The following is a 20,406-nucleotide window of genomic DNA, read 5'->3' as shown; positions in this document are numbered from 1 at the left end:
GAAGGTGGAAGGCACTACCCATGGTCCAGATCAAGACCCCCGAGCAGATCGCGAAGATGCGCGAGGCAGGGCTGGTCGTCGCCGCGATCCACGCGGCGACCCGTGAGGCGGCCGTGCCGGGCGCCACGACGCGGGATCTGGACATGGTGGCCCGCAAGGTCATCGCCGACGCCGGGGCCAAGTCGAACTTCCTCGGCTACGGCGGCTTCCCCGCGACGATCTGCACGTCCGTGAACGAGGTCGTCGTCCACGGCATCCCGGACGACAAGACCGTCCTCAAGGACGGGGACATCATCTCGATCGACGCCGGCGCGATCATCGACGGCTGGCACGGCGACGCGGCGTACACGGCGTTCGTCGGCACGGGTCACGCTCCGGAGCTCGTGGAGCTCTCCCGGGTGACCGAGGAGTCGATGTGGGCGGGCATCGCCGCGATGAAGCTCGGCAACCGCCTCGTGGACATCTCCAAGGCGATCGAGGGCTACATCAAGCGCCAGCCGCGGCCCGCGACCGGCGACCACAGCCTCGGCCGGTACGGGATCATCGAGGACTACGGCGGCCACGGCATCGGCTCCGAGATGCACATGGACCCGCACCTGCTGAACTACGTCTCGCGCAAGCGCGGCAAGGGCATCAAGCTGGTCCCGGGCGTCTGCCTGGCGATCGAGCCCATGGTCTCCCTGGGCACCCCGCAGACGGAGGTCCTGGCGGACGACTGGACGGTCATCACGACGGACGGCACCTGGTCCTCGCACTGGGAGCACTCCATCGCCCTGACCGAGGCCGGGCCCATCGTCCTGACGAGCCCGGACTGCGGCAAGGCGAAGCTGGCGGAGTACGGCGTGACCACTGCGCCGGATCCGCTTGGTTAATGATCTACGCTGTAGGGCAAACTTTCCGGATTCGTCTTTCTGGGTGCCCTGACGTAGACTGACTCGTCGGCTCCTTTGCACCCGCATGTCCTCATGCGAAGGCAGGGAGCTGATCAAGGTAGCCGATTCGAAGGGCGAAGCGTGGCCAAGAAGCAAGGTGCCATCGAAATCGAGGGCACCGTGATCGAGTCCCTCCCGAACGCGATGTTCAAGGTGGAACTGCAGAACGGTCACAAGGTCCTCGCGCACATCAGCGGCAAGATGCGTATGCACTACATCCGCATCCTCCCGGATGACCGGGTCGTTGTGGAGCTGTCTCCGTACGACCTGACGCGTGGCCGGATCGTCTACCGATACAAGTAGATCTTGTCTTCACTCCGGCCCGGACATCTCGTCCCGGCGCGGGTGGTGGCACTGACCCGGAGAACCTCACCAACATGAAGGTCAAGCCGAGCGTCAAGAAGATCTGCGACAAGTGCAAGGTGATCCGCCGTCACGGTCGGGTCATGGTCATCTGCGACAACCTGCGCCACAAGCAGCGCCAGGGCTGACGCACGCCGACCGACCTGCCTTCCGCAGTTCTTCGCGCGACGTAAGAAAACGTACATACGCAGAGCCCGCCCAGCCCTGAGAGGGGCCGGCGGCACCTCCGGCGGGGGCCGGGGACCCGGACGTACCACCACCCATCAGGTGTGGTCGGCGGTCGGGAGTGGTTCTGCGGAAGACCCCCGAACACACAGGAGCCATTGAATGGCACGCGTTTCCGGTGTTGACATCCCGCGCGAAAAGCGTGTGGAGATCGCACTCACCTACGTCTTCGGTATCGGGCGCACCCGGTCCAAGGAGATCCTCGCCTCCACCGGCGTGAACCCGAACACCCGCGTTCGTGACCTGGCCGAAGAGGACCTCGTCAAGATCCGCGAGTACGTGGACGCCAACCTCCGTACCGAGGGTGACCTCCGCCGCGAGATCCAGGGCGACATCCGCCGCAAGATCGAGATCCAGTGCTACCAGGGCATCCGCCACCGTCGTGGCCTGCCGGTGCACGGTCAGCGCACCAGCACGAACGCGCGTACCCGCAAGGGCCCGCGTCGCGCGATCGCCGGTAAGAAGAAGCCGGGCAAGAAGTAGTCCTGTTCAGCGGTCTTGCGCTGTAGGACCGACCACCTCCCGTAGGAGATTTAGATGCCCCCCAAGGGTCGTCAGGGCGCTGCCAAGAAGGTGCGCCGCAAGGAAAAGAAGAACGTCGCTCACGGGCACGCCCACATCAAGAGCACGTTCAACAACACGATCGTCTCGATCACGGACCCCTCGGGCAACGTGATCTCCTGGGCCTCCGCCGGCCACGTCGGCTTCAAGGGCTCGCGCAAGTCCACCCCCTTCGCCGCGCAGATGGCCGCCGAGTCGGCCGCCCGCCGCGCGCAGGAGCACGGCATGCGCAAGGTTGACGTCTTCGTCAAGGGTCCGGGCTCCGGCCGCGAGACCGCGATCCGCTCCCTCCAGGCCACCGGCCTCGAGGTCGGCTCGATCCAGGACGTCACCCCCACCCCGCACAACGGCTGCCGCCCGCCGAAGCGCCGCCGCGTCTGACGCAGCGGACGCACCTGTGCGTCTTTGAGTGTCCGGGCGGTACGAACCCCTTCGGGGGGACGTGCCGCCCGTACCCTTGCAGTACCTGGCTTTACCCGTCGGGCGTCAAATAGTGGGCGTCCACGACTGAAGGAACACACATGCTTATCGCTCAGCGTCCTTCGCTGACCGAAGAGGTCGTCGACGAGTACCGCTCGCGGTTCGTGATCGAGCCGCTCGAGCCGGGCTTCGGCTACACCCTCGGCAACTCGCTGCGCCGCACGCTCCTGTCCTCGATCCCGGGTGCCGCTGTCACCAGCATCCGCGTGGACGGCGTCCTGCACGAGTTCACCACCGTGCCCGGTGTCAAGGAAGACGTCACCGACATCATCCTCAACATCAAGCAGCTGGTCGTCTCCTCGGAGCACGACGAGCCGGTCGTGATGTACCTGCGCAAGCAGGGTCCCGGCCTGGTCACCGCTGCCGACATCGCGCCCCCGGCCGGTGTCGAGGTGCACAACCCGGACCTCGTCCTCGCCACGCTCAACGGCAAGGGCAAGCTGGAGATGGAGCTGACCGTCGAGCGCGGTCGCGGCTACGTCTCCGCCGTCCAGAACAAGCAGCTGGGCCAGGAGATCGGCCGCATCCCGGTCGACTCCATCTACAGCCCGGTCCTCAAGGTCACCTACAAGGTCGAGGCGACCCGAGTCGAGCAGCGCACCGACTTCGACAAGCTCATCGTCGACGTCGAGACCAAGCAGGCCATGCGCCCGCGCGACGCCATGGCGTCCGCCGGCAAGACCCTGGTCGAGCTGTTCGGTCTGGCGCGCGAGCTCAACATCGACGCCGAGGGCATCGACATGGGCCCGTCCCCGACGGACGCCGCCCTGGCCGCCGACCTGGCGCTGCCGATCGAGGAGCTCGAGCTCACCGTCCGGTCGTACAACTGCCTCAAGCGCGAGGGCATCCACTCCGTGGGTGAGCTCGTCGCCCGCTCCGAGGCCGACCTGCTCGACATCCGCAACTTCGGTGCGAAGTCGATCGACGAGGTCAAGGCGAAGCTGGCCGGCATGGGCCTGGCCCTCAAGGACAGCCCGCCCGGATTCGACCCGACCGCCGCCGCCGACGCCTTCGGCGCCGACGACGACGCGGACGCCGGTTTCGTGGAGACCGAGCAGTACTGAGCAGCACCCGTTGAACTTTCCCGCGGCAGCCGCCGCGGGGGAACTGACACCGGTACCTGACACGGCCGGTGCAGAAATGAAGGAGTAACACCATGCCGCGTCCCGCAAAGGGTGCCCGTCTGGGCGGCTCCGCCGCGCACGAGAAGCACCTTCTCGCGAACCTCGCGAAGGCGCTCTTCGAGCACGGCCGCATCACCACCACCGAGGCCAAGGCCCGCCGCCTGCGTCCCTACGCCGAGCGTCTGGTCACCAAGGCCAAGAAGGGCGACATCCACAACCGTCGCCTGGTGCTGCAGACGATCACGGACAAGAGCATCGTGCACACGCTGTTCACCGAGATCGCCCCGCGCTACGAGAACCGCCCCGGTGGTTACACGCGCATCACCAAGATCGGCAACCGTCGTGGCGACAACGCCCCGATGGCCGTGATCGAGCTGGTCGAGGCCCTCACGGTCGCCCAGCAGGCCACTGGTGAGGCCGAGGCCGCCACCAAGCGCGCCGCGAAGGACGCCGAGGCCGTGGCCGAGGCTCCCGCCGCCGAGGAGACCAAGGAGGCCTGATCCCGCTCCGGGATCGAGCTTGCTTGATCGGCTCTGAACGGGCCCGCCCCTTCCCGGGGCGGGCCCGTTCTGCGTTTTCCGACGTTCTTGAGCTTCTGAGAGGATCTGTCGCGTGAGTGACGAGGTGGAGCCCGGGCACGTCCGGGTACGGCTGGACCTGTCGTACGACGGGAAGGACTTCTCCGGCTGGGCGAAGCAGCGCGTGCTGCGCACCGTCCAGGGCGAGCTGGAGTCGGCCCTGCAGACCGTGATGCGGCTGCCGGACCCGGTCGAGCTGACCGTGGCCGGGCGGACCGACGCGGGCGTGCACGCGCGCGGGCAGGTCGCGCAGTTCGACGTACGCGACGAGGTGTGGGCCGAGCACCACGACAAGCTGCTGCGCCGCCTCGCGGGCCGGCTGCCGCACGACGTACGGGTGTGGAAGGCCGCCGAGGCACCCGAGGGCTTCAACGCCCGGTTCTCCGCCGTCTGGCGCCGCTACGCCTACCGCGTCGGCGACCACCAGGGCGGCGTGGACCCGCTGCGCCGCGGGCACGTGCTGTGGCACCAGTGGCCGCTCGACGTGGACGCCATGAACGAGGCCGCCGCCGCGCTCCTCGGCGAGCACGACTTCGCCGCGTACTGCAAGAAGCGCGAGGGCGCCACGACCATCCGCACCCTCCAGCAGCTCAGCTGGGAGCGCGCCGAGGACGGGATCGTCACCGCGACGGTCCGCGCCGACGCCTTCTGCCACAACATGGTCCGCTCGCTGGTCGGCGCCCTGCTGCACGTCGGGGACGGGCACCGGCCGACCGACTGGCCGGGGAAGGTCCTGCGGGCCGCCGTACGGGACTCCTCGGTGCACGTGGTGAAGCCGCACGGGCTCACCCTGGAGGAGGTCGGCTACCCCGCGGACGAGCTGCTCGCCGCCCGCAGCAAGGAGGCCCGCAACATGCGCACCCTCCCCGGCGCCGGCTGCTGCTGACCGGCGGGCGACCGCCGCCCGAATCCGTTTGGGCGTATCGGCGCCGGGCCTGGACAATGCCCCGCATGGGACATCTCGAAGCCAGCCACCTGGAGTACTACCTTCCCGACGGGCGGGTCCTGCTCCCCGACGTCTCCTTCCGCGTGGGGGAGGGGTCGGTCGTCGCCCTCGTCGGGGCGAACGGCGCCGGCAAGTCCACCCTGCTGAAGCTGATCTCCGGCGACCTCCAGCCGCACGGCGGCGGGACCACCGTCAGCGGCGGCCTCGGCGTGATGTCTCAGTTCGTGGGCTCCGTACGGGACGAGACGACCGTACGGGACCTGCTGGTCTCGGTGGCCCAGCCCCGGATCCGCGAGGCCGCGAAGGCCGTCGACCACGCCGAGCACCTGATCATGACGGTGGACGACGAGTCCGCCCAGATGGCGTACGCGCAGGCGCTCAGCGACTGGGCCGACGTGCAGGGCTACGAGGCCGAGACCCTGTGGGACGTCTGCACCATGGCCGCGCTGGCCATCCCGTACGACGCCGCGCAGTTCCGCGAGGTGCGCACGCTGTCGGGCGGTGAGCAGAAGCGGCTCGTGCTGGAGGCGCTGCTGCGCGGGCCGGACGAGGTGCTGCTGCTCGACGAGCCGGACAACTACCTGGACGTCCCGGGCAAGCGGTGGCTGGAGGAGCAGCTCAAGGCCACCCGCAAGACCGTGCTGTTCGTATCGCACGACCGGGAGCTGCTGTCCCGGGCCGCCGAGAAGATCATCAGCCTGGAGCCGAGCCCCACGGGCACGGACGTGTGGGTGCACGGCTCGGGCTTCGACACCTACCACGACGCCCGCAAGGAGCGCTTCGCGCGCTTCGAGGAGCTCAAGCGGCGCTGGGACGAGGAACACGCACGCCTGAAGGCGCTCGTGCTGCGGCTGCGCAACCAGGCGGCGAGCAGCCCCGACATGGCCTCGCGCTACCGGGCGATGCAGACGCGCTTCCAGAAGTTCGAGGAGGCCGGTCCGCCGCCGGAGCCGCCGCGCGAGCAGGACATCAAGATGCGTCTGAAGGGCGGGCGGACCGGCGTGCGCGCGCTGACCGTGGAGAACCTCGAACTCACGGGCCTGATGAAGCCGTTCTCGCTGGAGGTCTTCTACGGGGAGCGGGTCGCCGTGCTGGGCTCGAACGGCTCCGGGAAGTCGCACTTCCTGCGGCTGCTGGCCGGCGAGGACGTCAAGCACACGGGCGGGTTCAAGCTGGGCGCCCGGGTGGTCCCCGGTCACTTCGCGCAGACGCACGCGCACCCCGAGCTCTTCGGCCGCTCGCTCGTCGACATCCTGTGGACGGAGGCCGCGAAGCCGCTCGGCCCCGCCATGGCCGTCCTGCGCCGGTACGAGCTGGAGCGCCAGGGGGAGCAGCCCTTCGAGCGGCTGTCGGGCGGCCAGCAGGCGCGTTTCCAGATCCTGCTGCTGGAGCTGGCGGGCACCACGGCGCTGCTCCTGGACGAGCCGACCGACAACCTGGACCTGGAGTCCGCGGAAGCCCTCCAGGACGGTCTGGAGTCGTACGAGGGCACTGTGCTGTGCGTCACGCACGACCGGTGGTTCGCTCGGACATTTGACCGTTTCCTGGTCTTCGGTTCCGACGGTGTTGTGCGAGAGACTCAGGAACCCGTTTGGGACGAACGTAGGGTCGAGCGGAAGCGCTAGGGGGAGACCGGCCCCCCGGCGGGAGTGAGGGGGAGGCGTCGTGGGCCTGCGGCCTGGCATCTGGCTCGTGAAGCGGGAGAACGGCGGCCCCGGCAACCGGCTGCTCGACTGGCTGCTGCGCCCCGCGTCCCGGCCCTGGCAGCTCCTCTCCCTCGCGGTGGTGCTGGGGGTCTGCGTCTCCACGAGCCTGCGGGAGAACTGGGGCTCCGACAACGCGTTCGTGGTCAAGGCGGCGCAGACGCTGCTGGCCGGCGGGTCGCCGTACGAGGACAAGCGCTTCCTGTACCTGCCGAGCGCGGTCCTGATGGCCGTTCCCGAGGCGCTGCTGCCGACGCCGGTGCTGCGCTGGAGCCTGCCGGTGGCGATGTCGGGGCTGCTGGGCACCGGGTGGCTGGCCGCGCTGCGGATCTTCTCGGTGCCGCTGCGCTCGCGCTTCGCGGTCGTCGGGTTCCCGGTGCTGGCCCTGGCCTACAAGCCGTACGTGAACCTCGTGCTGATCGGCAACTGGACGGCGATCTCGGCGGCCGCGCTGCCGGTCGCGCTGCTCCTCGCGCACCGGCGGTCCTGGGCTGCGGCCGGGCTGGTGGTGGGGCTGGCCATCGCCTGCAAGCCCATGCTGGTGCCGATCGGGCTGGTCTTCGTACTGGCGCGGCAGTGGCGCGGGCTCGCGGTGGCCGTGCTGGTGCCGCTCGGGGTGTCGCTGCTCGGGGCGCTGATGATGCCGAGCCCGACGCTGTTCTTCACCAAGACCCTGCCGTTCCTGCTCCAGGGGCAGGACGCGTACGCGCTGCCCTGGGACGCCTCGCCCATAGCGGTGCTGCCCCGGCTGGGGGTGCCGGAGCCGGTGGCGGTGCTGGTGGCCTTCGCGGGGGCCGGGGCGGGGCTGTGGGCCGCCTGGACGCGGTGGCGGCGCACGGGGGACGAGACGGACGCGGGGGAGCTGCGGCTCGTCGAGACGGCCTGCATGGTGATGCTCACCGCATTCCTGGTCTCGCGTCCGTCCTTCGACCACTACCTGCTGGTGGTGCTCCCGCTGCTGCTGGCCTCGGCGGTGAGGCCGGGGTCGATGCCCCGCTCGCCCTGGTTCTGGCTGGCCCTGACGCCCCAGGTGGCACTGGTCCCGTGGCCCTCCGAGCTGGCCCACAAGCGGCGCGCGTTCAAGGACTGCGCCACCCTGTGCGGGCTCGCGATCCTGCTGGTGCGTCGTGCGCTGCGCTCCGGTCGGGTTACTCTTGGGCAAGTAACAACTGCGGGGTCCCCACCCAGGACCGAACCGGAGTGCGCCGCGACGCCAGCAGAATCGGCATCGCGGACCGCGTTTTGACCCGTACGGGTCTGCTTGGGTATCCTGCTGGTTTGTTATGCGTATTGGCTTTCTCATTCTCACGTGAAAGGGCCTTGCGCCGGTCCACCGGACCGATGACCAGCGGTTCACACGGGATGCGTCCCCGGCGTGAACGAGGGCTGTCGTGATCGTCCGTGGTGACCCTGTCAGGACCTTCCCGTGGGGGCTTGCGCCCTTGGGATACCACCACTGAAGAAGCGAAGGCATACGCGTGCGTACGTTCAGCCCCAAGCCCGGCGACATCTCGCGCCAGTGGCTCGTCATCGACGCCCAGGACGTTGTCCTCGGCCGTCTGGCGACCCAGGCCGCTGCCCTCCTGCGGGGCAAGCACAAGCCGACCTATGCGCCTCACATGGACATGGGCGACTTCGTCGTCATCATCAACGCCGACAAGGTTCACCTGTCCGGCAACAAGGCGACCCAGAAGATGGCGTACCGCCACTCCGGTTTCCCGGGCGGTCTGCGTTCCGTGCGCTACGACGACCTCCTGGCGAACAACCCGGAGAAGGCCGTCGAGAAGGCCATCAAGGGCATGCTCCCCAAGAACACCCTGGGCCGTCAGATGCTCTCGAAGCTGAAGGTCTACTCGGGCGACCAGCACCCGCACGCTGCCCAGCAGCCGGTGCCGTTCGAGATCACCCAGGTCGCGCAGTAGTTCCGGCCACCCCCTAAGACGTAGAAAATTCTGAGGAGCATCGTGGCCGAGACCACCGCCGAGACCCCCGTCGAAGAGTTCGAGGGCGTCGAGGAGTACACCACCGAGTCTGAGGTCGTCGTCGAGGGCGACTACACCTCCGAGTCCCTTGCCGGCCGCTTCGGCGACCCCCAGCCGGCCGCCGGCCTGGGCCGTCGCAAGAACGCCATCGCCCGCGTCCGGATCGTTCCGGGCACCGGCAAGTGGAAGATCAACGGTCGCACCCTTGAGGACTACTTCCCCAACAAGGTGCACCAGCAGGAAGTCAACGAGCCGTTCAAGCTCCTCGAGCTGGACAACCGCTACGACATCATCGCCCGCATCTCGGGTGGCGGCGTCTCCGGCCAGGCCGGCGCCCTGCGCCTCGGTGTGGCGCGCGCCCTGAACGAGGCGGACGTCGACAACAACCGCCCGGCGCTGAAGAAGGCCGGCTTCCTTTCCCGCGACGACCGTGCGGTCGAGCGCAAGAAGGCCGGTCTCAAGAAGGCCCGTAAGGCTCCGCAGTACAGCAAGCGTTAATCTGCGCCTGCTGTTCAGCAACAACCGCCCCGGCAGCACTCTCCGTGCTGCCGGGGCGGTTCGTTTACCGCCACAAGCGGCAAATACATGTCACAAGCGGTCACAAACGAAGTGTGAACTCGGGAGGACAACAGTGGGACAACTCTTCGGGACGGACGGTGTACGCGGCGTCGCCAACGCGGATCTGACGGCTGAGCTCGCGCTCGGCCTCTCCGTGGCAGCTGCCCACGTACTCGCCGAGGCGGGCACCTTCGCGGGCCACCGCGCGACCGCGGTCGTCGGCCGCGACCCGCGCGCCTCCGGCGAATTCCTGGAGGCGGCGGTCGTCGCAGGCCTCGCGAGCGCGGGCGTGGACGTCCTGCGCGTCGGTGTGCTGCCCACCCCGGCGGTGGCGTATCTCACCGGTGCGCTGGGTGCCGACCTCGGCGTGATGCTCTCCGCCAGCCACAACGCGATGCCCGACAACGGCATCAAGTTCTTCGCCCGCGGCGGCCACAAGCTCGCCGACGAGCTCGAGGACCGCATCGAGGCCGTCTACGAGGAGCACCGCACGGGCGCCCCCTGGGACCGGCCCACCGGCGCCGGCGTCGGCCGCGTCTCCGACTACGACGAGGGGTTCGACAAGTACGTCGCCCACCTCATCGGGGTCCTCCCGAACCGCCTCGAAGGACTCAAGATCGTCCTGGACGAGGCGCACGGCGCGGCCGCCCGCGTCTCGCCCGAGGCCTTCACCCGGGCGGGAGCCGAGATCGTCACCATCGGCGCCGAGCCGGACGGCCTCAACATCAACGACGGCTGCGGCTCCACCCACCTGGAGCTCCTCAAGCAGGCCGTGGTCGAGCACGCCGCCGACTTCGGCATCGCGCACGACGGCGACGCGGACCGCTGCCTCGCGGTCGACGCCACCGGCGCCGAGATCGACGGCGACCAGATCCTCGCGGTGCTGGCCCTGGCCATGCGCGAGGCCGGCCGGCTGCGCGGCAACACCGTCGTCGGCACCGTGATGTCCAACCTCGGCTTCAAGCTGGCCATGGAGGGCGAGGGCATCGAGGTCGTGCAGACCGGTGTCGGCGACCGCTACGTGCTGGAGTCGATGAAGGAGCACGGCTACGCGCTCGGCGGCGAGCAGTCGGGCCACGTGATCATCCTCGACCACGCCACGACCGGCGACGGCACGCTCACCGGCCTGCTGCTGGCGGCGCGCGTCGCGGCCACGGGCCGCTCGCTCGCCGAGCTCGCGGGCGTCATGCGGCGGCTGCCGCAGGTGCTGATCAACGTTCCCGACGTGGACAAGTCCCGGGTGGCGACCTCCGGCGAGCTGGCCGCGGCCGTCGCCGACGCCGAGCGGGAGCTGGGCACCACCGGGCGCGTACTGCTCCGTCCGTCCGGTACCGAGCCGCTCGTGCGGGTGATGGTCGAGGCCGCCGACATCGAGCAGGCCCGCGCCGTCGCCGGCCGGCTGGCGGACGCCGTGAAGTCGGCGCTCGGCTAGAGCGGCCCCGGTTCCCGTACGTCGGCCCCGTCCCGCGGCTCCCTCCGCAGGACGGGGCCGGCGGCGTTCGGGGCCGGTCCGCTCAGCTCTGCGGCCTGCGGGCCCAGCGGCCGCGCTGGGTCCGCCACAGCGCCTTCTGCCCGTACAGGGTCAGTACGCCGGCCAGCATGATGCCGCACAGGTTGATCAGAAGCTGCTCCGCCGAGCCCCACATCTGGGCGAGGTCCCCGTAGCTGAGGGCCACGGCCGCGTTCGCGCCGGCCGGAACGGTGGTCACGGAGATCGCCACGCCGACCAGCGCGCCGGACTTGGCCGAGGTCAGGGACAGGACGCCCGCCACGCCGGCGAGCAGTGACACCACGAAGGACAGCGGGTCCGGCCGCCAGATGAAGCCGGTGTTCGGGCGGGGCTGCTCCAGCATCTGCGCGTGGAACTGCCCGATCGCGTCCATCCCCAGGCTGAAGACGGTGGTGGCGAAGATCGCCAGGGCGAAGCCGGCCAGCAGGGCGCCGAGGGACCGCAGGGCGAGCCGCGGCCGCCGCTGCACCACGCCGGTGCAGACTCCGGCGAGCGGCCCGAACTCCGGGCCGACCGCCATCGCGCCCACGATCAGGATGGCGTTGTCGAGCACCACGCCGCAGGCCGCGATCATCGTCGCGAGGATCATGAACGCGACGTACGTGATGGTGAGGGTGGACTCCTCGTGGGTGGCCTCGGTCAGCTGCTCCCACAGCACCGCGTCGGCCGCCTCGCCCGGTGCCTCCTCCTCGGCCGCCTCGGCCCTCCGGGACAGCGACAGGTCGATGTTCTCGACGGCGATCGAGCCGTCCTCCTCGATGCCCAGCCCCCGGAGCTCGTTCAGCAGCTCGTCGCCCGCCTCGCGCGCCACGTCGCACAGCACCACGTCGCCCCGGGGCTCGAGGGCGGTGCCCGGCAGCACGACCAGGTGGGTGGTGCCGACCGTCGACTCGATGGCCGAGATCACGGCCTTGGTCCGGTCGGCCGGGGTGATCAACCGCAGGTGCAGCATGGCCGCACCCTAGCCGCCGGGGGATCAGAGCTTGCGGAGGCTGAGTTTCTGGACCTTGTGGTCCGGGCCCTTGCGGACGACGAGCGTGGCACGGCCGCGGGTCGGGGCGACGTTCTCCAGGAGGTTGGGCTTGTTGATCGTGCGCCACATGGTCTGCGCGTACTCCATGGCCTCCTCCTCGGAGACCTGGGTGTACTTGCGGAAGTAGGAGAACGGGTTCTGGAACGCGGTCTCGCGCAGCTTCCGGAACCGGTTGAGGTACCAGCGCTCGATGTCCTCGGGCCGGGCGTCCACGTACACGCTGAAGTCGAAGTAGTCGGCGAGCGCGACGCGCGTACGGCCGTCCGTGCCGGGCAGGGCCGGCTGCAGGACGTTGAGCCCCTCGACGATCAGGATGTCCGGGCGGCGTACGACGAGCTGCTCGCCGGGGACGATGTCGTAGATCAGGTGCGAGTAGACCGGGGCGCTGACCTCGTCCTTGCCCGCCTTGATGTCCGCGACGAAGCGGGTGAGCGCGCGCCGGTCGTACGACTCCGGGAAGCCCTTGCGGGAGGTTAGCCCGCGGCGCTGGAGCTCCTTCATGGGGTAGAGGAAGCCGTCGGTGGTGACCAGCTCGACACGGGGGTGCTCGGGCCAGCGGGCGAGCAGGGCCTGGAGCAGGCGGGCCACGGTGGACTTGCCGACGGCGACGGAGCCGGCGACCCCTATGACGAAGGGCGTGCCCTGCTGGGCGCCGTGGCCGTTGCCGGCGTCGCCGAGGAAGGTGTTGAGGGTGCCGCGGAGGTTGCTCGTGGCGCCGACGTAGAGGTTGAGGAGGCGGGAGAGCGGCAGGTAGACGTCCCGGACCTCGTCGAGGTCGATGACGTCGCCGAGGCCGCGCAGCCGCTCGACCTCCTCGGCCGTGAGGGGGAGCGGGGTCCGCTCGCGCAGAGCGCTCCACTCGTCGCGGGTGAGGTCGACGTACGGGGAGACCTCGGCCCGGCGGTGGGGTCGCTCGGGACGTCCGGGGCGCTCCGTCGCGCTGTCCGGCTGCGTGCTTCGTGGCGGCGAAGTGATCACAGGGCCATTGTCGTGGCTCGGGGGCGGTTGTGGGTGGTGGGGTCGGTCACGTGGCGGACGACCGCGGGCGGTGATCGTTTCCGCGGTGTCCCTGGCGCTGCTGTCCACCGCCTGCGGTTCCGGCAAGGCGGACGACAAGGGGGGCGGCGCCACGCCGCCCCCCTCCGGCGCGGCGGCGAAGGCGAAGACCGACGCCGAGCTGGCCGCGCTCCTGGTGACGCAGGCCGAGCTGCCGACCCACGCGGTCCGCGCGGCCACCCCGGCCGAACTCGCGGCGGCGGCCGGCGCCGACGCGGCCTTCGCCTCCGTCAAGGCCGCGGCCACGGCCTGCGCCGGCGGTTACACGGGCAGCGAGTCCGGCGACTCCCTCAAGATCTCCAAGGTGGTCCCGGGCGCCCCGGTCACCGCGGGCGACGAGGCGCTCGCCTACACCGCGCTGGCCGACGTGGACGGCGAGAGGGCTTCCACGGAGCTCGTGGTCGTGCGCAAGGGCAACATCATCGCCACCTTCTCGGCCGTGAGCCCGAGCGGCTCCGCCGAGCAGCCGAAGGCCGTCGTCGAGATCCAGGCCAAGAAGCTCGGCTGACCGTTCGAAACAGGCGTCAACCCGCTCCGGCGCATTCGCCGGGGCGGGTTTTTCGTCTTGTTCAGGTACGGGGCACGGAGCCGACATCCGCGTACGCTGCGCCGTATGTGCGGAATTGTGGGTTACGTGGGAGCGCAGTCGGCGCTCGATGTGGTCATCGCCGGACTCAAGCGGCTGGAGTACCGCGGCTACGACTCGGCGGGCGTCGCCGTGCTCGCGGACGGGGGGCTGGTCTGCGCCAAGAAGGCCGGAAAGCTGGTCAATCTGGAGAAGGAGCTGGTCGGGCATCCGCTGCCGGCCGGTTCCACGGGACTCGGGCACACCCGCTGGGCCACCCACGGCGGGCCCACCGACGTCAACGCCCACCCGCACCTCGACAACGCGGGCAAGGTGGCCGTCGTACACAACGGCATCATCGAGAACTTCGCCGAGCTGCGCGCCGAACTGGCCGAGCGCGGGCACCGGCTGGAGTCGGAGACGGACACCGAGGTCGTCGCCCACCTGCTGGCCGAGCGCTTCGGGGCCGGCGGGGACCTCGCGGAGGCCATGCGGCAGGTGTGCCGGCGGCTGGAGGGTGCGTTCACCCTGGTCGCGGTGCACGCCGACGCCCCGGACGTGGTGGTCGGGGCCCGCCGGAACTCCCCTCTGGTGGTGGGCGTCGGCGAGGGCGAGAACTTCCTCGCCTCGGACGTGGCCGCGTTCATCGCCCACACCCGGTCCGCGATCGAGCTGGGGCAGGACCAGGTCGTCGAGCTCCGCCGCGACGGGGTCACGGTCACCGACTTCGCGGGTGCGCCCGCGTCGGTGCGGGCGTACCACGTGGACTGGGACGCCTCGGCGGCCGAGAAGGGGGGGTACGACTACTTCATGCTCAAGGAGATCGCCGAGCAGCCGAAGGCCGTCGCCGACACCCTCCTGGGCAGGATCGACGGGAGCGGCACGCTGAGCCTGGACGAGGTGCGCATCCCCGTCTCGGTGCTCAGGGAGGTCGACAAGGTCGTGATCGTGGCCTGCGGTACGGCCTACCACGCGGGCATGATCGCGAAGCTGGCCATCGAGCACTGGACCCGCATCCCGTGCGAGACGGAGCTGGCGAGCGAGTTCCGCTACCGCGATCCGATCCTGGACCAGCGGACGCTGGTGGTCGCGATCTCGCAGAGCGGCGAGACCATGGACACCCTGATGGCGCTGCGCCACGCGCGCGAGCAGGGCGCCAAGGTGCTGGCCATCTGCAACACGAACGGGTCGACGATCCCGCGCGAATCGGACGCGGTGCTGTACACGCACGCCGGTCCGGAGGTGGCCGTCGCCTCGACCAAGGCGTTCCTGACGCAGCTGGTGGCCTGCTATCTGGTCGCGCTGTACCTGGGGCAGGTGCGGGGTACGAAGTGGGGCGACGAGATCGAGGCGGTGATCCGCGAACTGTCCGACATCGCCGGGGCCGTGGACACCGTACTGGAGACGATGGAGCCGGTCCGGGCGCTGGCGCGCTCCCTGGCGGACAAGAACACCGTGCTGTTCCTGGGCCGGCACGTCGGCTACCCGGTGGCGCTGGAGGGCGCGCTCAAGCTCAAGGAGCTGGCGTACATGCACGCCGAGGGCTTCGCCGCGGGCGAGCTCAAGCACGGCCCGATCGCCCTGATCGAGAAGGACCTGCCGGTGGTGGTGGTCGTGCCGTCGCCGCGCGGACGCTCCGTGCTGCACGACAAGATCGTGTCGAACATCCAGGAGATCCGGGCGCGCGGGGCGCGGACCATCGTCATCGCGGAGGAGGGCGACGACGCGGTCGTCCCGTACGCCGACCACCTGATCCGGATCCCGGCGACGCCGACGCTGCTCCAGCCCCTGGTGGCGACGGTGCCGCTGCAGGTCTTCGCCTGCGAGCTGGCGACCGCGCGGGGCAACGAGGTGGACCAGCCGCGTAACCTCGCAAAGTCCGTGACGGTGGAGTGAGAGAAGCGAGTTGGCGCCCGTGATCATCGGAGTGGGGATCGACGTTGCCGAGATCGAGCGGTTCGGTGAGTCGCTGGCCCGGACGCCGCAACTGGCGCAGCGGCTGTTCGTCGACTCCGAGCTGACGCTGCCGAGCGGCGAGCGGCGCGGCATCGCCTCGCTCGCCGCCCGGTTCGCCGCCAAGGAGGCCCTCGCCAAGGCGCTCGGCGCGCCCGGCGGGATGCTCTGGACCGACGCCGAGGTGTACGTCGAGGAGACCGGGCAGCCGCGGGTTCGGGTGTCCGGGACGGTCGAGGCCAGGGCGGTGGCACTGGGCGTGAAGTCCTGGCACATCTCCCTGAGCCACGACGCGGGCATCGCCTCGGCCGTGGTGATCGCCGAGGGCTGAGCCGCCTTTTCGGGCAGGCTGGTCCCATGCGTACTGCTTACAGCGTGGAGACCGTGCGGGCCGCCGAGCGCGAGCTGATGGCCCGGCTGCCCGAAGGCGCCCTGATGCAGCGGGCGGCGGCCGGGCTGGCCGCCGTCTGCGCGGGACTGCTGCGCCGCGTGTACGGCGCGCGCGTCGTGCTGCTCGTCGGCCCCGGGGACAACGGCGGCGACGCGCTGTACGCGGGCGCCCGCCTGGCCCGGCGCGGCGCCGGGGTGACGGCCGTCCCGATGGATCCCGAGCGGGTGCACGCGGGCGGGCTGGCCGCCCTGCTGGCCGCCGGGGGCCGGCTCGCGCGGGCCGTCCCCGGCCGGGCGGACCTCGTACTGGACGGGCTCGTCGGCATCGGCGGCCGCGGCGGGCTCCGGCCGGCCGCGGCGGCGCTGGTGGAGCGGATCCCGGACGGCGCCGTCGTCGTCGCGGTGGACCTCCCGAGCGGGGTCGACGCGGACACCGGCGAGGTGGCCGGAGCCGCCGTCCGCGCCGATGTCACGGTGACCTTCGGGGCGTACAAGCCGGGACTGCTCGTCGACCCGGGGGCCTCGCGCACCGGCGCGCTGCGCCTGGTGGACATCGGGCTGTCGCTGCCGGACCCGGACGCCGAGGCCCTCCAGCACGCCGACGTGGCGGCGCTGCTGCCGGCTCCGACGGCGTCGAGCGACAAGTACCGGCGGGGCGTGGTCGGCATCGTCGCCGGGTCGGTGCAGTACCCGGGCGCGGCGGTGCTCGCCGTCGCGGGGGCGCTGCACGGCGGCGCGGGAGCCGTGCGGTACGTCGGCCCGGCGGCGGACGCGGTGCTGGCGCGCTACCCGGAGACGCTGATCGGGCGGGGCCGGGTGCAGGCGTGGGTGGTCGGTCCGGGGCTGGGCGAGGGCCGGGCGGCGGAGGTCGCCGAGGCCCTGGCAGACCCGGTGCCGGTGCTGGTGGACGCGGACGGGCTGCGCGGGCTGGACCCGGCGGTGCTGCGGGCCCGGCCGGCCGGGACCCTGCTGACCCCGCACGCCGGGGAGGCGGCGGCGCTGCTGGGGACGGACCGGGCGGCGGTGGAGTCGGGCCGGCTGTCCTCCGTACGGTCCCTCGCGGCGCGGTACGGGGCGACGGCCCTGCTGAAGGGGTCGACGACGCTGGTGGCGCACCCGGGGGGCGGCCCGGTCCGGGTCAACCCGACGGGGACCCCGTGGCTGGCCACCGCGGGCAGCGGCGACGTCCTTTCGGGGCTGGCGGGATCCCTGCTCGCCTCGGGCCTGGCGGCCTCGGACGCCGCGTCGGTGGCGGCGTACGTGCACGGCCTGGCGGGGCGCCGGGCCGCCGGCGGAGCCCCGCTCCTCGCCCAGCGGATCGCGGAGTCCCTGCCGGAGGCCTGGCGCGACATCCGCGAGGAGGCCGACCGCCCTTGATACGTCATCAGGGGTGAAAAACATCCAATATGTCGCCGTATGAACGGCGGTCGCGCAGGCCACGGCCTCGCTCTGAGAGACTGGGGGCGATGAACGAGACACCGACGCGCGTGTACGCCGAGATCGATCTTGACGCCGTACGGGCGAACGTACGCGCCCTGCGCGCGCGGGCACCCCGGGCCGAGCTGATGGCCGTCGTCAAGGCGGACGCCTATGGCCACGGCGCCGTCCGCTGCGCCCGCGCGGCCCAGGACGCCGGTGCCACCTGGCTCGGAACCGCCACCCCCAAGGAGGCGCTCGCCCTGCGCGCCGCCGGGATCGCCGGACCGATCCTGTGCTGGCTGTGGACCCCCGGCGGGCCCTGGCAGGCGGCCGTCGAAGCCGATGTGGACATCTCCGTCAGCGCCGTCTGGGCCCTCGACGAAGCGCGCAAGGCGGCCCTCGCCGCCGGCCGCACCGCCAGGGTCCAGCTCAAGGCCGACACCGGCCTCGGCCGCGGCGGCTGCCAGCCCGCGGAATGGGCCGAGCTCGTCGGCGCGGCCGTCGCCGCCCAGGCCGAGGGCACCGTCAAGATCACCGGACTCTGGTCGCACTTCGCCTGCGCCGACGAGCCGGGCCACCCCTCCATCCCGCTCCAGCTGGCGTCCTTCCGCGAGATGCTGGCGTACGCCGAGAAGGAGGGCGTGGAGCCCGAGGTCCGGCACATCGCCAACTCGCCCGCGACCCTGACCCTGCCCGAGAGCCACTTCGACCTCGTGCGCTGCGGCCTCGCCGTCTACGGGGTCTCCCCGGCCCCCGAGCTCGGCACCGCCGCGGAGCTGGGCCTGCGCCCCGCCATGACCCTCAAGGCCTCGGTGGCGCTGGTCAAGACCGTGCCCGCCGGCCACGGCGTGAGCTACGGGCACCACTACGTCACCGAGGCCGAGACGAACCTGGCCCTCATTCCCGCCGGGTACGCCGACGGCATCCCCCGGCACGCCTCCGGCAGGGGCCCCGTCTCCGTCGGCGGCAGGATCCGCCGCGTCGCCGGCCGCGTGGCCATGGACCAGTTCGTCGTCGATCTGGGCGCCGACCTGGTGCGCGCCGGGGACGAGGCCGTCCTCTTCGGCACCGGCGAGCACGGCGAGCCCACCGCCGAGGACTGGGCTCAAGCGGCACACACGATCGCCTATGAGATCGTCACGCGTATCGGGGCACGCGTGCCCCGGGTCTACCTGGGCGGCTGACGGCTGAGTGAGGACGGCGTGAGCGAGAACTGGCGCAAGGCGGGCTGGGCCGGCGCCGCGATCGGCGTGATAGCCGCTGGCGCGGCGGCCGGGGTCGCGGTCGAACGGATCACGGTCGGGCGCGGCATGCGCCGCAAGGCGCGTCTCGCGCTGGACGCCACCGGCGACTTCGGCTCCCTGCGCGGGACGCCGGGAGCCTGCTACGCCGAGGACGGCACCGAGCTCTACTACGAGGTCGACGAGCCGCCCGAGGGCCCCAAGAAGCGGGGCCGGCTGCGCCGCAAGGACCCGGCCGCGCCGACCGTCGTGTTCTGCCACGGCTACTGCCTCGCCCAGGACTCCTGGCACTTCCAGCGCTCCGCCCTGCGCGGACTGGTCCGCACCGTGTACTGGGACCAGCGCAGCCACGGCCGCAGCGCGCGCGGCTTCGCCCAGGCCGACGGCGAGCGCGTGACCATCGACCAGCTCGGCCGGGACCTGAAGACCGTCATCGACGCCGCCGCGCCCGAGGGACCGCTGGTCCTCGTGGGCCACTCGATGGGCGGCATGACGATCATGGCGCTGGCCGAGCAGTTCCCCGAGCTGATCCGCGACCGGGTGATCGGCGTGGCCCTGGTCGGCACCTCCAGCGGCCACCTCGACCAGGTGACGTACGGGCTGCCCTCGGTCGGCATGGGCGCCGTACGCCGCATCCTGCCGCCGGTGCTCAAGGCGCTCGGCTCGCAGGTGGAGCTCGTCGAGAAGGGCCGCCGGGCCACCGCCGACCTCTTCGCGGGCATGATCAAGATGTACTCGTTCGGGGCTCCCCGCGAGGTGGACCCGGGGGTCGCGCGCTTCGCCGAGCGGCTCATCGAGGCCACCCCGATCGACGTGGTCGCCGAGTTCTATCCGGCCTTCCAGATCCACGACAAGAGCGCCGCCCTGCAGCGGTTCGCCGACATCCCCGTCACCGTCATCGCCGGCGACCGCGACATGGTCACCCCGGCCGCGCACAGCCAGGCCATCAAGGACGCGCTGCCGGCCGCGGAGCTCGTGGTCCTGGAGTCCGCCGGGCACCTGATGATGCTCGAATACCCCGACACCGTGACCGGGCTGCTGACGGACCTGCTGGCGCGCACGGGTGCGGTGCCCGCAGCGACTAACGTTGGCGGGCATGGAAGAAGTACCGCTGGAAGCGCCACGAGCGGCGCACCGTCAGGCACCGCAGCAGGGAACTGAGGCGGCCGCCGCCGAGGCGCGCATCACCGTCGGCTCGCCCGAGGCCATGCAGGAGCTGGGCCGTACCCTCGCCGGCCTGCTCCGCCCGGGCGACCTCGTCCTGCTGACCGGGGAGCTCGGCGCGGGCAAGACCACGCTGACCCGGGGCCTGGGCGAGGGGCTGGGCGTACGGGGCGCCGTGACCTCGCCGACCTTCGTGATCGCCCGGGTCCACCCCTCGCTGCGCGGCGGCCCGGCCCTGGTCCACGTGGACGCGTACCGGCTCGGCGGCGGCCTGGACGAGATGGAGGACCTGGACCTCGACGTCTCGCTGCCCGAGTCCGTGGTCGTCGTGGAATGGGGCGACGGCAAGGTCGAGGAGCTCTCCGACGACCGGCTGCACGTGGTGATCGCGCGGGCGGTCGGCCACGAGGAGGTCCTGGACGACGTACGTGAGGTCTCGGTGCGCGGGATCGGGGCGCGCTGGTCGGCGCCCGGCGCGCTGGCGGCGCTGTAGCCCGCCGGATCGGAGCGGCGGGCCCGGAGCCGCGGGCCGGAGTCACGGGCCCGGAGCCGCGGGCCGGAGCTGATGCCCGGACCCGCTGTCCCGGAAAACGTACCGACAACTCGTCGGCAAGATATTGCGC

22 protein-coding genes are annotated in these 20,406 nt (G+C 71.3%); 20 read left to right on the top strand and 2 right to left on the bottom strand.

Features of this window, described 5'->3' with window-relative positions; all coding sequences use genetic code 11:
- Positions 1 to 20: 20 nt before the first annotated feature.
- The 13 genes from map to glmM all read left to right on the top strand — a co-directional run bounded on the left by map (position 21) and on the right by glmM (position 10,884).
- The gene (map, locus tag ACFY1T_RS03255) at positions 21 to 872 is read left to right on the top strand and encodes a type I methionyl aminopeptidase (RefSeq protein ID WP_030864422.1); all 852 of its coding nucleotides are present in this window, start codon (positions 21 to 23) and stop codon (positions 870 to 872) included.
- A gap of 141 nt (positions 873 to 1,013) precedes the next feature.
- A complete protein-coding gene (gene infA / locus ACFY1T_RS03250; RefSeq protein ID WP_003956442.1) occupies positions 1,014 to 1,235 on the top strand; it encodes a translation initiation factor IF-1 in 222 nt (73 codons plus the stop codon).
- Positions 1,236 to 1,309: 74 nt separating this feature from the next.
- Positions 1,310 to 1,423 carry a 50S ribosomal protein L36 gene (gene rpmJ / locus ACFY1T_RS03245; protein ID WP_003956441.1) on the top strand — a complete coding sequence of 38 codons (114 nt, stop codon included), beginning with the start codon at positions 1,310 to 1,312 and terminating at the stop codon, positions 1,421 to 1,423.
- A 199-nt stretch (positions 1,424 to 1,622) separates the two neighbouring features.
- Positions 1,623 to 2,003: a 30S ribosomal protein S13 gene (gene rpsM / locus ACFY1T_RS03240; RefSeq protein ID WP_007265919.1), complete on the top strand. Its 381-nt coding sequence runs from the start codon at positions 1,623 to 1,625 to the stop codon at positions 2,001 to 2,003.
- 54 nt (positions 2,004 to 2,057) lie between these two features.
- Complete coding sequence (rpsK, locus tag ACFY1T_RS03235; RefSeq protein WP_003956432.1) at positions 2,058 to 2,462, top strand: 30S ribosomal protein S11; 405 nt, start codon at positions 2,058 to 2,060, stop codon at positions 2,460 to 2,462.
- A 140-nt stretch (positions 2,463 to 2,602) separates the two neighbouring features.
- A complete protein-coding gene (locus ACFY1T_RS03230; RefSeq protein ID WP_007265920.1) occupies positions 2,603 to 3,625 on the top strand; it encodes a DNA-directed RNA polymerase subunit alpha in 1,023 nt (340 codons plus the stop codon).
- A gap of 92 nt (positions 3,626 to 3,717) precedes the next feature.
- A complete protein-coding gene (gene rplQ, locus ACFY1T_RS03225) occupies positions 3,718 to 4,185 on the top strand; it encodes a 50S ribosomal protein L17 (RefSeq protein WP_030298228.1) in 468 nt (155 codons plus the stop codon).
- Positions 4,186 to 4,297: 112 nt separating this feature from the next.
- Positions 4,298 to 5,149: a tRNA pseudouridine(38-40) synthase TruA gene (truA, locus tag ACFY1T_RS03220; RefSeq protein WP_134072017.1), complete on the top strand. Its 852-nt coding sequence runs from the start codon at positions 4,298 to 4,300 to the stop codon at positions 5,147 to 5,149.
- Positions 5,150 to 5,214: 65 nt separating this feature from the next.
- A complete protein-coding gene (locus ACFY1T_RS03215) occupies positions 5,215 to 6,834 on the top strand; it encodes an ABC-F family ATP-binding cassette domain-containing protein (RefSeq protein WP_390786741.1) in 1,620 nt (539 codons plus the stop codon).
- Between the two features lie 40 nt (positions 6,835 to 6,874).
- Positions 6,875 to 8,158, top strand: a complete 1,284-nt coding sequence (locus ACFY1T_RS03210; protein WP_390786740.1) for a glycosyltransferase family 87 protein — start codon at positions 6,875 to 6,877, stop codon at positions 8,156 to 8,158.
- 232 nt (positions 8,159 to 8,390) lie between these two features.
- Positions 8,391 to 8,834 (top strand): 50S ribosomal protein L13, encoded by a 444-nt coding sequence (gene rplM / locus ACFY1T_RS03205; RefSeq protein ID WP_030864410.1) that lies wholly within the window; start codon positions 8,391 to 8,393, stop codon positions 8,832 to 8,834.
- Between the two features lie 42 nt (positions 8,835 to 8,876).
- The gene (gene rpsI, locus ACFY1T_RS03200) at positions 8,877 to 9,392 is read left to right on the top strand and encodes a 30S ribosomal protein S9 (RefSeq protein ID WP_030864407.1); all 516 of its coding nucleotides are present in this window, start codon (positions 8,877 to 8,879) and stop codon (positions 9,390 to 9,392) included.
- A gap of 133 nt (positions 9,393 to 9,525) precedes the next feature.
- Positions 9,526 to 10,884: a phosphoglucosamine mutase gene (gene glmM, locus ACFY1T_RS03195; protein ID WP_390786739.1), complete on the top strand. Its 1,359-nt coding sequence runs from the start codon at positions 9,526 to 9,528 to the stop codon at positions 10,882 to 10,884.
- A gap of 82 nt (positions 10,885 to 10,966) precedes the next feature.
- On the opposite strand, the gene ACFY1T_RS03190 is transcribed toward glmM, so the two are convergent.
- Together ACFY1T_RS03190 and coaA are read right to left on the bottom strand one after the other, a co-directional pair.
- Positions 10,967 to 11,914 carry a DUF389 domain-containing protein gene (locus ACFY1T_RS03190; RefSeq protein WP_390786738.1) on the bottom strand — a complete coding sequence of 316 codons (948 nt, stop codon included), beginning with the start codon at positions 11,912 to 11,914 and terminating at the stop codon, positions 10,967 to 10,969.
- Between the two features lie 24 nt (positions 11,915 to 11,938).
- A complete protein-coding gene (gene coaA / locus ACFY1T_RS03185) occupies positions 11,939 to 12,973 on the bottom strand; it encodes a type I pantothenate kinase (protein ID WP_030864396.1) in 1,035 nt (344 codons plus the stop codon).
- A gap of 70 nt (positions 12,974 to 13,043) precedes the next feature.
- On the opposite strand from coaA, the gene ACFY1T_RS03180 reads away from it, so the two are divergent.
- From ACFY1T_RS03180 to tsaE, 7 genes are all read left to right on the top strand, one after another.
- Complete coding sequence (locus tag ACFY1T_RS03180) at positions 13,044 to 13,559, top strand: hypothetical protein (RefSeq protein ID WP_390786737.1); 516 nt, start codon at positions 13,044 to 13,046, stop codon at positions 13,557 to 13,559.
- A 105-nt stretch (positions 13,560 to 13,664) separates the two neighbouring features.
- Positions 13,665 to 15,512, top strand: a complete 1,848-nt coding sequence (gene glmS, locus ACFY1T_RS03175; protein WP_390786736.1) for a glutamine--fructose-6-phosphate transaminase (isomerizing) — start codon at positions 13,665 to 13,667, stop codon at positions 15,510 to 15,512.
- Positions 15,513 to 15,531: 19 nt separating this feature from the next.
- The gene (locus tag ACFY1T_RS03170) at positions 15,532 to 15,900 is read left to right on the top strand and encodes a holo-ACP synthase (RefSeq protein WP_053687981.1); all 369 of its coding nucleotides are present in this window, start codon (positions 15,532 to 15,534) and stop codon (positions 15,898 to 15,900) included.
- Positions 15,901 to 15,926: 26 nt separating this feature from the next.
- Positions 15,927 to 17,336, top strand: coding sequence for an NAD(P)H-hydrate dehydratase (locus ACFY1T_RS03165; protein WP_390786735.1), 1,410 nt, complete (start codon positions 15,927 to 15,929; stop codon positions 17,334 to 17,336).
- Positions 17,337 to 17,425: 89 nt separating this feature from the next.
- Entirely contained in the window at positions 17,426 to 18,562 is a 1,137-nt protein-coding gene (gene alr / locus ACFY1T_RS03160; protein ID WP_390786734.1) for an alanine racemase, read from the top strand.
- An 18-nt stretch (positions 18,563 to 18,580) separates the two neighbouring features.
- Complete coding sequence (locus ACFY1T_RS03155; RefSeq protein ID WP_390786733.1) at positions 18,581 to 19,780, top strand: alpha/beta fold hydrolase; 1,200 nt, start codon at positions 18,581 to 18,583, stop codon at positions 19,778 to 19,780.
- On the top strand, positions 19,716 to 20,276 hold the full coding sequence (gene tsaE, locus ACFY1T_RS03150) for a tRNA (adenosine(37)-N6)-threonylcarbamoyltransferase complex ATPase subunit type 1 TsaE (RefSeq protein ID WP_384709567.1): 561 nt from the start codon (positions 19,716 to 19,718) through the stop codon (positions 20,274 to 20,276). Before ACFY1T_RS03155 ends, tsaE begins: the two co-directional genes overlap by 65 nt.
- Positions 20,277 to 20,406 lie beyond the last annotated feature (130 nt).

The organism is Streptomyces sp. NPDC001194 (assembly GCF_042896985.1).
In the GTDB taxonomy this organism is placed as follows: Bacteria; Actinomycetota; Actinomycetes; order Streptomycetales; family Streptomycetaceae; genus Streptomyces.
Note: the sequence above shows the minus strand (reverse complement) of the source record. Positions and strands in the feature narration are given on the sequence as shown.

Coding starts and splice junctions, on each gene's coding strand:
- map (WP_030864422.1), top strand. CDS start 21: ATGGTCCAGATCAAGACCCCCGAGCAGATCGCGAAGATGCGCGAGGCA.
- rpmJ (WP_003956441.1), top strand. CDS start 1,310: ATGAAGGTCAAGCCGAGCGTCAAGAAGATCTGCGACAAGTGCAAGGTG.
- rpsM (WP_007265919.1), top strand. CDS start 1,623: ATGGCACGCGTTTCCGGTGTTGACATCCCGCGCGAAAAGCGTGTGGAG.
- rpsK (WP_003956432.1), top strand. CDS start 2,058: ATGCCCCCCAAGGGTCGTCAGGGCGCTGCCAAGAAGGTGCGCCGCAAG.
- ACFY1T_RS03230 (WP_007265920.1), top strand. CDS start 2,603: ATGCTTATCGCTCAGCGTCCTTCGCTGACCGAAGAGGTCGTCGACGAG.
- rplQ (WP_030298228.1), top strand. CDS start 3,718: ATGCCGCGTCCCGCAAAGGGTGCCCGTCTGGGCGGCTCCGCCGCGCAC.
- ACFY1T_RS03215 (WP_390786741.1), top strand. CDS start 5,215: ATGGGACATCTCGAAGCCAGCCACCTGGAGTACTACCTTCCCGACGGG.
- ACFY1T_RS03190 (WP_390786738.1), bottom strand. CDS start 11,914: ATGCTGCACCTGCGGTTGATCACCCCGGCCGACCGGACCAAGGCCGTG.
- glmS (WP_390786736.1), top strand. CDS start 13,665: ATGTGCGGAATTGTGGGTTACGTGGGAGCGCAGTCGGCGCTCGATGTG.
- ACFY1T_RS03165 (WP_390786735.1), top strand. CDS start 15,927: ATGCGTACTGCTTACAGCGTGGAGACCGTGCGGGCCGCCGAGCGCGAG.
- alr (WP_390786734.1), top strand. CDS start 17,426: ATGAACGAGACACCGACGCGCGTGTACGCCGAGATCGATCTTGACGCC.
- tsaE (WP_384709567.1), top strand. CDS start 19,716: ATGGAAGAAGTACCGCTGGAAGCGCCACGAGCGGCGCACCGTCAGGCA.